The sequence below is a fragment of the Desulfosporosinus cupriresistens genome (assembly GCF_001707885.1).
Lineage (GTDB): Bacteria > Bacillota > Desulfitobacteriia > Desulfitobacteriales > Desulfitobacteriaceae > Desulfosporosinus.
This window is the reverse complement of the sequence record NZ_MASS01000022.1, coordinates 59,373-70,527: the sequence shown is the minus strand read 5'-3', so window position 1 is coordinate 70,527 and position 11,155 is coordinate 59,373. Positions and strand designations below refer to the sequence as shown.

Genomic DNA, 11,155 nt, shown 5'->3' with positions numbered 1-11,155 from the left:
TTAACTCACTATACTTCTCTCGGAGGTCCATGACAACTATTCTAACTCAGGGGGAAGGTCAGGAAATATAAAAAGAGAATATCGCCAAAAGCAGTATTCTCACTATTACACTAATTGCGCCTCAATAAGAAACCATAAATGTTAAACATCTAAACAAAGATCATTCTAAATAGACAATTGAAGGCAATCTTAGGAGGTTAGCAAATGGATATGGATCTATATAATGAAGCAATACAGTATGAACAACTAACCAAGTCGATATACCATTTGCAAAATGAAGCAAGCCATAATATTCAGGTTGAACACAACGTTGACGTTTCGGTCTGGTGTTGTCATCAAGCCCAATGTTTTATGGCGTTTTAACAGGCTGGTGTAGAGCACACCGTGTTGATCGAATGCAAGAGCTACGCTTCAAATTTACCTTGGAAAAAGTCAGAATCGAACGGCTTACTTCATTTATTACAGATAGTCATTTCACCTATCATAAGAAGCAAGCAAAGCAGTAGCCAATCAATAGGGAGGAGGAAATTAGTGAAATGATAACAGTTAAGACGTAATTACTAGCGAAGATGTCGTCGCCATTGTCCTTAAAGGAAAATCCTAAAAGCACGAAGCGCGAATTGGAGAAGAGAAAGTTATTAAGAAGAACAATGGTAGATTAGATTGTTATTAAATACACATATACAAGTACTAAGATATCGATGATATTCAAAGGAGAGTGAAGAAGATGCGTAAAATTCGTAAAGCAATCATTCCAGCAGCAGGATTAGGAACCCGTTTTTTGCCAGCAACTAAGGCTCAACCCAAAGAGATGTTGCCTATCGTGGATAAACCAACGATTCAATATATTGTGGAAGAGGCTATTAAAGCCGGAATCGAAGATATTATTATTGTGACGGGGCGGAATAAGCGGGCCATAGAAGACCACTTTGATCGTTCCATGGAGCTTGAGGTGTTTTTGGAGAAAAATTCCAAAGACGAACTGTTGGATTTGGTGCAGGATGTCGCGCAGATGGCCGATATTTATTACGTTCGGCAAAAAGAGGCGTTAGGCTTGGGGCATGCAATCTATTGCGCTCGTAAGTTTATTGGTAACGAACCATTTGCGGTTCTTTTAGGGGATGACATTATTTATTCTGAAGTGCCTGCTTTACGTCAAATGATCAATCAATACGAGCGCTATGGTGCAAGCATAGTTGGAGTTCAAGAAGTTCCTCTAGCGGATACGTCGAAATACGGGATCGTGGATGGTGAAAAGTTTGAAGATCGGCTTTATCGTGCCAAGAATATGGTAGAGAAACCTCGTCCGGAAGATGCCCCAGAAACTCATTTAGCCATAATGGGACGGTATATTTTAAATCCGGAAATTTTCGATATCTTGAGTGTCCTTCCAGCGGGTAAAGGTGGGGAGATTCAGCTCACGGATGGGATTAAGGAACTTGGGCGGTCTCAGGAAATCCTTGCTTATGAATTCGAAGGTCGGAGGTATGACGTTGGAGACAAGTTAGGCTTTGTGGAAGCAACGATCGAATACGCCTTGCGTCGGGGAGATCTTTCGGAGGATCTTATTACTTACTTACGTAATTTTGTTCAGAAAACAGAACTACTCGGCTGAAGAGCCTCCTGATTCCAGAGCTCGACTCGCTCCGCTCGGTAGGAGACGGGTACTTCCTGAATATTGCCGAACCGACCATTAAAATCCAACTAAAGAGAGGACTAAAATTGTTGTGCTGTTGCCTTTTAAAATCGCGTGGCGGTTTCTGCTTGATAAGAAATTACAAACGCTCTTAGTCATTTTCGGCATAGCCATAGGAGTCTCTGTTCAGATTTTTATCGGTCTGGTCAGTCAAGGACTTGAAAAGACATTAGTCAATAAAGTTTTAGCTTATAGTCCCCATATTACCGTGTACTCCAAAAGTGGAGGATTTAGTGACTGGCAGAAGGAAGCGGACAGGATCAGACGCGATTTTCCGGAAGTTAAAGCGGTATCACCAAATGTCAATAGCCAAGCGTGGATAAAACTTGGGAAAATGACGATCCCTATACTTGTACGGGGGTTTAATATCTTAGACACCGAGCGTCTATATAACATTACAGCGGCAATTTACGAAGGAAGTTCACCAGTTAACAATAATGAGGTTTTACTCGGCAAAGAATTAGCTGAGCGATTAGGTGTCAAGGTCGGGGATGAGGTCAGTATCTTAACCCTTGGTAGACAAACGGCGACCATGAAAATTGTTGGCTTGTATGATTTTGATGTTGCTAAGATTAATAATGCGTGGGTGATTTCGAATTTAACTACCGCACAAAACTTCATCGGTTTTGGTGATAAAGTGACTGGGATTGAGTTAGAGATTGACGACCCATTTCAAGCAGATGTTGTCAGTGACCAAATTAGCAGGGCCCTGTCAGGGGAAGAGTTAGCACTTTCTAATTGGAAAGATCAGAATCAGTTAATAGTCAGTGCTATCGCAGGTCAAAAACTAGTAACCCTTGTCATCGAATTTTTTATTATGTTGGCGACCATTATAAGTATTATCAATATATTGACAATTAACGTTTTCCAAAAATCGAAACAAGTTGGTATTTTAAAGGCGATGGGTCTTACGGACTTTTCGTCGAGCCTTGTTTTCTTCTATCAAGCGTTATTATTTAGTCTTATAGGAATCGCCCTTAGTCTTGGCTTCCTTGTCGTCTTTCTTAGAGGATTTAATAAATACATTGTGACTGCTCAAGGACTGCCCGTGGTTAATGTTACAGTGGATTATAGGTTTATTGGGCTGTCTATGCTTATTTTCTTTGTGGTTTCAATGTCAACTGCCGTTTTCCCTGCGCTCAGGTGTATTAAATTAAACCCAATTGAGGTAATTAAAAATGCCTAATGTCATTGAATTGATCGATGTTAACAAAACTTATGGGACTCGGGTAAAGTCGCAAATTCTTTACGATATTAATTTAGAAATTGAGGAACACAGTATTAACTCGGTTGTAGGTGCTTCTGGAAGCGGTAAAACGACGCTTTTAAATATCATGGGCACTCTCGATAGGCCCACTAGTGGAGAAGTCATCATCGATGGATCAAATATTAAAAATATGGCCCAGCGCAAGTTAGCTAAACTGCGGAATCAGGCTATGGGGTTTATTTTTCAGTTTCATTTTTTATTACAAGAGTTCAATGTTTTTGACAATGTTCTGATGCCTAGTGAAATACATAGAAACAACCGATCTGAGGTGAAGGAAAGAGCGAACCGCTTATTAGATATGTTAGGGCTATATAAGTATCGCCGCTACAATGTCCTTGATCTATCTGGAGGTCAACAGCAACGTGTAGCGATTGCCAGGTCGCTGATCAATAACCCTAAGATTATCTTGGCTGATGAGCCAACGGGAAATTTAGATTTACATAGTTCAGAAGATGTTTATAACATCTTTAAACAAGTGAATAAAGAGTATGGTGTTGCTTTTGTCATTGTAACCCACGATAAACACTTAGCCGGCCGCATCATTGAAATTCAGGATGGGAAAATCTTACTCCCCCACAAGGGGAGCAAGATGCAAAAGAGTCACACGTGATGTGTGGCTCTTTTGCATTCTGATATCAATTATGATATCAACCTGTAGGAAATACCTAGGAATTTATTTATTTATCCTGTAGCGTATACGGATGTACAAATATTGAAAGCATCTTATAATAGCTAGAATATAGGGGTCGTAGGCTCAGACCATACACCGTGAACTCGTTCAACTAAGGTTGAACATCGAGTCTTCGGTGGGGGAGACTATCGTCACCGAAGCAGAGTACGGGTACCACTCCCACTTGTAGAAGTGAGAGTCTCACGATTGGATAAAATTTAGAGTTAACATGTAAAAGGAATTTTGTGTGAGGCAATGGCTTCAGAAGGGGTCTGGAACACATGGAAAAAATTCGATGCCTGACTGTATTTGGCACAAGACTTGAGGCTATTAAAATGGCTCCGTTAGTTAAAGAACTTCAGAGATTCCCAGACAAAATTGATAATAAGGTATGTGTAACTGCTCAGCATAGAGACATGCTAGATCAAGTGCTTAGTATTTTCCAGATTGAGCCGGAATATGATTTAAACATAATGCAGCCTGGACAGACTCTGACACAAATTACAAGTCGTGCGTTAGAAAAATCGGAGAAGGTGATTGTGGAAACCAAGCCTCATATTGTATTGGTGCATGGAGATACTTCAACCACTTTTATGGCGGCACTGGCTGCTTTTTACCAACGAATAACAATAGGACATGTAGAAGCAGGCTTAAGAACGTATGATAAATATTCCCCTTTTCCTGAGGAGATAAACCGTCAATTAACAGGTAATATAGCAGACCTGCATTTTGCTCCTACCTGGATATCTGCAAATAACTTATTAAAGGAAGGTAAAAAACAACAAAACATTTTCATGACGGGCAACACAGTACTTGATGCTATGAAAACTACTGTACGCAGCAATTTTAATCATCCTATCTTTGATAACTTTGGTAAGAATTTTAGGCTGATTTTCATGACAGTAAATAGTAGAGAAAATATGGGTCAACCAATGGAGAATATTTTTCGCGCTGTACTTCGGATTGTTGATGATCATAATGATGTTGTTGTTGTCTATCCAATGCACAGAAATCCGGCAGTAAGAGAACTGGCAGTAAGAATTCTTGGGAATCATTTACGAATACATCTCATTGAGCCATTAGATGTCATAGAAGCTCATAATTTTATGGCTCGTTCGTATCTAATACTTACTGATTCTGGGAGAGCTCAGGAAGAAGCCCTGTCGCTCGGAGTACCCGTTCTTGATTTGAGGAATACTACCGAACGGCCAGAAGAAATCAAGACAAGAACTTTAAGACTTGTTGGGACAAATGAAGAGGACATCTATAACTTGAGTTATGGTTTACTGAACCACTCGTTCGTTTACCGTACAATGACTTCAGTGAATAATCCATACGGAGATGGTCATGCATCCGAGAGGATAAGAGAAGCCGTTTTGTACTACTTTGGATTAGGAGAGCGACCAGGCAATTTTGAGGGTTAAAGCTTAAAGTTGCCTGTTACAAAGTTCTATTTCTTCATTCCGGTTAATGCGGTGTAAATATTGGCCTCGCCCGCGCCAAAGAGCTCATCGGTTCCAGGTTTACCTAAATCGATCGCTGTTTTTTGAATCAAAGCGGTTACTTGGGCTGGGGTCAATCCTGGATTATGGGCTTTAATGACTCCGGCAATCCCTGCAACTTTCGGTGAAGCCATTGAGGTACCTTGCATCAGAGCATAGCCCCGAAGATTTGATGTGATATAGGGTTCCATGTTCGTCGGATAGGTGCTAAATGTAAGGTAGTGGAGGTCCCGTAGGTTGAGATCACCGGTTTGGTCAAAGATTGGTCCAAAGTCACCACCGGGGGCGGCTACATCGATTGAGCGAGATCCGTAATTAGAGTAGAAAGCAATTTTATCTTTAGACCATTCATTAGAAGATGATACGGTGATAACTCCCGGGGTTTGTCCCGGTACTTCGCGAGATGCGCCTTTAAACTGAAGGCCTAAGTCTCCGTATGTTTGGTTCATGTAACTTGTGATTGTAGTCGGATTATTTAAGTTAAGAGATTCATTCCCCGCAGCAGTGACGACTGTGACATTATGATCTACAGCGTATTGAATGGCCCGTCTGTATAAAAGTGCATCGGCAACGTCACTATAAGCATTTTTCTCATCCAGATATGTATAACGAGAGATAGCATCGAATCCACCGATGGACATATTTATGACGTCCACTTTGTCTTTTGCTGCTTGTATAATAGCTGGTATAATCCAGGTCGTCAGCGTACTGCCCTTGGCCGAGAAGATACGATAAGCACGGATTCCTAAATTGGGGCCAATCCCTTGCATTTTGCCATTTGCCGCAATTGAACCCGCAACGTGCGTACCGTGCCCGAGGCGATCCTCATAGTCATTAGGATCACCAGTTTCGGTTGTGTTTCCGTCTGCATTTGCTGGTACAAAGTTTTGCCCGCCAACAATGTTAGATTTGAGATCTGGATGGTGAAAATCAATCCCAGTGTCAATGATACCGACAATCGCCTTGTGGATTACTGTTCCATTAGAGCTTACCTCACCGCCAGTCTCCATCGCATAAGAATCTCCATTATGGGTAATCCGTTGGATATCCCATTGATAGTTCCAGTAACTAGTGGTTTGATTAGCTTGAGGAATATCTGTAACAGGTTGACCGTTAGCAGCCACCGGGTTAACTTCTTTATTTTCTAATTTTGAAACCAACTCGACGTTTGCGGCTTGGATTCCTTTAACTACTTTGAGATTATTTAAAAAAGACGGGTTATCGGATTGTACCTCCAGTCCTGACACCTCAGGCAATACTTGAAGTATCGTGCCTCCAGCTTGAGAAATAACTAGATCATAGTCCGCTGGAATTTGCTGCTGGAAAGCAATCGTGTAATTGGTTTTTGTCGGAGCCGCCTCGGCTGGAGTATTAAACGTAGCCAAGATAAGGCTCATAACTACTACCAACCCAAAAATCCTATTCTTATTCATTTTTTGCCACCCTCTTTCTTAAATATGAGTTATTCTTGTTGTATCTGCCTAAGACAGCTATTGCTGTTTCCTTTCAGACATATTTACAGCATCTTCTCCAGAAACGTTTTGATCCTGGAATGACGAGGATTTTCAAAGAACTCTTTTGGACTACTGTCTTCTAAAATTTTACCATCATCCATAAAAATTACCCGATCGGCTATTTCCTTCGCAAACCCCATTTCATGGGTTACAATTAACATGGTCATATGTTCTTGAGCAAGTTTTTTTATGACACTGAGTACTTCGCCAACTAGCTCAGGATCTAAAGCAGATGTTGGTTCATCAAAAAGCATAATATCGGGATTCATGGCTAGGGCTCGAGCAATAGCCACCCGCTGTTTTTGTCCCCCAGATAATTTTGAGGGAAAGGTGTCCTTTTTTTCCAGCAGACCCACCTTAGCTAATTGTTTCTCGGCAATTTGGACAGCAATGGTTTTCGTCACTTTATTAACAGATATAGGTGCTTCCATCACATTGCCCAACGCTGTCATATGGGGGAAAAGATTGAAGTTTTGAAATACCATACCCATTCTTCGATAGGTAGCTCTGACATCTTGAGGCGTTGCAGTCACCTTAATGCCTACATCTCCAGCTGCCTCGATCACGATACCTTCTATCTCGAGTAGGCCATGGTCGATTCTTTCCAATTGATTCATGCAGCGGAGCAAGGTACTTTTACCCGACCCACTGGGACCGATTACGGCAACAATTTCCCCTTTAGCTACTTCTAAGGAAACTCCTTGCAAAACATGGAGACTACCAAAATATTTGTGAATATTGTTCATGCGTATCATCGTCACTGATTCACTCTCCTACTCATAAATGGAATACATCTTTTCTAACTTTCCAAATAGTTTGACAAGAACAGACGAAATAATTAAGTAAAGAATAAATGCTACAATAAATGGAGTGATATCAAAATCCCTAGTGAAAATCTGAGTGGCAATACGCAATAAATCAGGTAGACCAAGTACAGCTAGAAGGGCTGTATCTTTCACTAAATTGACAGCTTCACTGCAGGTAGTCGGTAAAACTCGTCTCACGGTTTGGGGGATAATAATCCGGCGCATAGTCTGCGGATAGGTCATACCTAAGGTTTTAGCTGCTTCATATTGACCTTTGTCTATGGATTCAATTCCACCTCGGAAAATTTCCGTCAAATAAGCCCCATAATTCAAAGCATAGGTAATAGTCGCTGCGGCAAAGGGAGAAAGCCTGATACCAATGACAGGTAAGCCATAGAACATAAAGAACAATTGGAGTAGTAGTGGTGTGGCCCGCCAAACCCAGGTATATAAGAATAAAACCTGCTTTATAAGTTTGGGGCCCTTTACTTTGCCGATAGCTGCTATTAGTCCTAAAGGTAAAGCAATTACCAAAGTAGCTACATAAATCTTTGCGGTGAGCTTTAAACCCGATAAAATGAACGGAAGAATATTTAGAACGTATTCTATATGATCCATAATCTTTTCTTGTCCCCTTACGTTTGTCCATAATTAACCGTTGTTTTAGTTGTCTTCTGTAGAGCGGCAGCGATCCTTGCTCGTCTTCCTTATTCGTAGAGAGAGTATTTCTTCTCCAAGCGGGAAAACGTTAGTACTAAAATGGAGGAAATAATTAGATAGATGATAAAGGCTATAAAAAAGGCAGTAATTCTGAAATCCCTTGTAACTACTTCCTTGGCTGAACGCAGTAAATCGCCCATACCAATAGCTGCAACCAATGCAGTGTCCTTAAAAGTTAGTAAGGCTTCGCTGCAGGTAGCAGGCAGCACACGTCGGATTGTTTGCGGAATGATGATCCGACGTATCGTTTGTACATAAGTCATTCCTAAAGCTTTAGCTGCTTCGTACTGTCCTTTGTCTATGGATTCAATCCCTGCTCGAATAATTTCAGTTTCATAAGCCCCTACATTCAAAACAAAGGCAATGATTATGGAGACTAAGGGGGATAAATTGATGCCAAAGTATGGTAATCCGAAGTAAATAAAGAACAATTGGAGTAGTAGTGGTGTGCCCCGCCAAATCCAAGTATATAAGAATAAAATTCTTTTCAGAATTTGTGGACCGGACACTTTGCCTATAGCTACCAAAATGGCCAAAGGAGGCACTAAAATTATGACAATCGCATAAACTGTGAGCGATAGCTTTAGGCCTTTCATAAGAACAGGTAATATTGTCAAAACATACTCCATTGTTTTCTCCCATCCCTTAATGATTGTCTATGTTTTCTTTATACTATCAGCAAGTATAAACACGTTATATACTTGCTAAGCATAAGGGCAACTAAGGCGGCCGCTGGCCAAGGACGGCGAGAGGGGACCACCTTCGCCAAGGCTCAGTGCCAGCCAAGTTTTCTTTAAAAACAAGGAATAGGAAGTTTCGTTCCTATTCCTTGTTCCATATATTTGTTATTCAATTACTTGATGATATCGGTCCCAAACCATTGGTTGCTGATTTTGGCAGCAGTGCCGTCGGATTTCATATCTTTGAGAACTCGATTAAGCTCAGTTAGGAAGGTTTTGTCTTCCTTGCGGACACCGACACCAAATGGTTCCTTACCAAAATCACCCTCTTTTTCTGTCAAAATGTAGTACTTATCCGTAGTCTTCTCTGTGGAGATCAAGAACCGGGCGTTCATTTCATTGGTTACAACAGCATCAATGCGGCCAGCCTCCAAATCCATTAAGGCAACTGTCGGGCTTTCAAACTTTCGAATTTCTTTAATTTGAGATGATATCGAATCTTTCGTGACAGCTGGTTCAGCGGTGCTGCCTAATTGGAGTCCAATCACTTTACCCGCTAAATCAGCCTTTGTCTTGATCGGTGAACCGGGTTTTACGACGATTATATTTCTATCCGCCATATAACTGTCGGTAAAATTAATTTCTTGTTGTCTTTCGGGGGTAATACCTAAAGCGTTCCAGATGAGGTCAATATCTCCATTTTTTAAATTCAAGAGGACTCCATCCCATTGGACAGGCTTAAATACGGCTTTAACGCCCAATCGCTTGGCGGCTTCTTTAGCTAAATCTATGTCAAAGCCAACTAACTCTCCATTTTTATCACGGAAGCCTGCGGGTGGGTAATTATCATCCAGCCCAACGACAAATTCTCCTTTGGCCTTAATTTTATTCCATGATTGGTCGCCTGTTTGTTGGGTTTCTGCGGTTTTCTGAGCACATCCTGCTCCTAAAAGAACAACTGCCCAAATTGTAACAAATAATACTAACCATCTTTTCATCTATTATCCTTCCTTCCTATAAATGTACTTTCTAATCTAAATCGGTATTATATTGGTTCTCAATTTTGAAAAATTAGGGTGTTCAATTAAACGCTTCATATTAACAAAGGCATCCCTCCAGACTTGAGATATCACACAAACTATCGTCTAAGCATAAGGGTAACTAGACAGCCGCCTTCGCCAGCCATGTTTTCTTAATCTGTCAGGAAATCAATGGTTCAAGGTAAGGCATAGATATGCTTACTTTATTCTGGATGATTGCCATATTTCCTTTTTTATTACGGCTCAAACAGCGAAAAAATGACAGATTTTGAAGTAAAATCAGGCAGAAGCCGTGCATGAATTGCGCGTGCGCTCAGACAAAATTATAATGATATAGAATTACTAGAGTAATAATATTATAATTGAGACGGCGAACAATTTAATTTTAGTTTTAGAAAGATGTACTGTGCAGAGGAGATATTGTTACTTATGAAATTAATATCATGGAACGTTAATGGAATTCGAGCTTGTGTAAAAAATGGTTTTCTTGATTTTTTTACAAAGGAGAATGCAGATATCTTTTGCATTCAAGAAACAAAAGTACAGGAGGAACAGATTCCATTTAGGGTAGAGGGTTATTATCAGTATTGGAATTTTGCTCAGAAAAAAGGTTACTCTGGGACAGCAATCTTTTCTAAAATAGAGCCTAGCAAGATTGTCTATGGAATGGGTAAAGAGGAGCATGATCAAGAAGGCAGAGTTATAACAGTGGAGTTTGAAGAGTACTATGTCGTGACGGTCTATACGCCAAATTCCCAGAGAGGACTCGCTAGATTGGAATATAGAATGAAATGGGAAGAAGATTTTTTAAACTATCTCAAGAACTTGGAGAATTCAAAACCAGTTATAGTTTGCGGAGATCTTAATGTTGCCCATACAGAAATTGACCTTAAAAATCCCAGCACAAACCGAAAAAATGCTGGCTTTTCATCGGAGGAAAGAAATAAATTTGAAGAACTGATCAACAATGGTTTTATAGATACGTTTCGTTTTTTCTATCCGAATAAGACAGAAGCTTATACATGGTGGTCGTATATGTTTAATGCCAGAGTTAATAATGCGGGATGGCGGATCGATTATTTTTGTGTTTCTGCAGGATTAAAAGATCAACTAAAAGAAGCCGTTATATATAAGGATGTGTTAGGATCAGATCATTGCCCCGTTGGGTTAGAGATATTTTAAAGCGGACATTGTTGATTGTATACTTGGCTTACGGAGTTGCAAAATGTTTAACTAATAAATATAATTTGTAACATATGA

General features: G+C 40.4%; 11 protein-coding genes. 6 read left to right on the top strand and 5 right to left on the bottom strand.

Features of this window, described 5'->3' with window-relative positions:
- Positions 1–204 precede the first annotated feature (204 nt).
- From DSBG_RS23075 to wecB, 5 genes are all read left to right on the top strand, one after another.
- Positions 205–363: a hypothetical protein gene (locus tag DSBG_RS23075; protein WP_176716247.1), complete on the top strand. Its 159-nt coding sequence runs from the start codon at positions 205–207 to the stop codon at positions 361–363.
- A 364-nt stretch (positions 364–727) separates the two neighbouring features.
- Complete coding sequence (gene galU, locus DSBG_RS10805; RefSeq protein WP_068964343.1) at positions 728–1,615, top strand: UTP--glucose-1-phosphate uridylyltransferase GalU; 888 nt, start codon at positions 728–730, stop codon at positions 1,613–1,615.
- Between the two features lie 112 nt (positions 1,616–1,727).
- Positions 1,728–2,882: an ABC transporter permease gene (locus DSBG_RS10800; protein WP_068964342.1), complete on the top strand. Its 1,155-nt coding sequence runs from the start codon at positions 1,728–1,730 to the stop codon at positions 2,880–2,882.
- Positions 2,875–3,573, top strand: coding sequence for an ABC transporter ATP-binding protein (locus DSBG_RS10795; RefSeq protein ID WP_068964341.1), 699 nt, complete (start codon positions 2,875–2,877; stop codon positions 3,571–3,573). Before DSBG_RS10800 ends, DSBG_RS10795 begins: the two co-directional genes overlap by 8 nt.
- A gap of 341 nt (positions 3,574–3,914) precedes the next feature.
- Complete coding sequence (gene wecB, locus DSBG_RS10790; protein ID WP_068964340.1) at positions 3,915–5,057, top strand: non-hydrolyzing UDP-N-acetylglucosamine 2-epimerase; 1,143 nt, start codon at positions 3,915–3,917, stop codon at positions 5,055–5,057.
- 26 nt (positions 5,058–5,083) lie between these two features.
- Here wecB and DSBG_RS10785 read toward each other — a convergent pair whose 3' ends face one another.
- The 5 genes from DSBG_RS10785 to DSBG_RS10765 form a co-directional block, all read right to left on the bottom strand.
- Entirely contained in the window at positions 5,084–6,568 is a 1,485-nt protein-coding gene (locus tag DSBG_RS10785) for a S8 family peptidase (RefSeq protein ID WP_068964339.1), read from the bottom strand.
- An 83-nt stretch (positions 6,569–6,651) separates the two neighbouring features.
- Positions 6,652–7,404: an amino acid ABC transporter ATP-binding protein gene (locus DSBG_RS10780; protein ID WP_176716248.1), complete on the bottom strand. Its 753-nt coding sequence runs from the start codon at positions 7,402–7,404 to the stop codon at positions 6,652–6,654.
- Positions 7,405–7,422: 18 nt separating this feature from the next.
- Positions 7,423–8,073, bottom strand: coding sequence for an amino acid ABC transporter permease (locus DSBG_RS10775; RefSeq protein WP_068964337.1), 651 nt, complete (start codon positions 8,071–8,073; stop codon positions 7,423–7,425).
- Between the two features lie 89 nt (positions 8,074–8,162).
- Positions 8,163–8,804, bottom strand: coding sequence for an amino acid ABC transporter permease (locus DSBG_RS10770; RefSeq protein WP_009623536.1), 642 nt, complete (start codon positions 8,802–8,804; stop codon positions 8,163–8,165).
- 224 nt (positions 8,805–9,028) lie between these two features.
- Positions 9,029–9,853, bottom strand: a complete 825-nt coding sequence (locus DSBG_RS10765) for an amino acid ABC transporter substrate-binding protein (protein ID WP_068964336.1) — start codon at positions 9,851–9,853, stop codon at positions 9,029–9,031.
- Positions 9,854–10,324: 471 nt separating this feature from the next.
- Between DSBG_RS10765 and DSBG_RS10760 the strand changes: the two genes are divergently transcribed.
- Entirely contained in the window at positions 10,325–11,077 is a 753-nt protein-coding gene (locus tag DSBG_RS10760) for an exodeoxyribonuclease III (RefSeq protein ID WP_068964335.1), read from the top strand.
- The last annotated feature ends 78 nt before the right edge of the window (positions 11,078–11,155 follow it).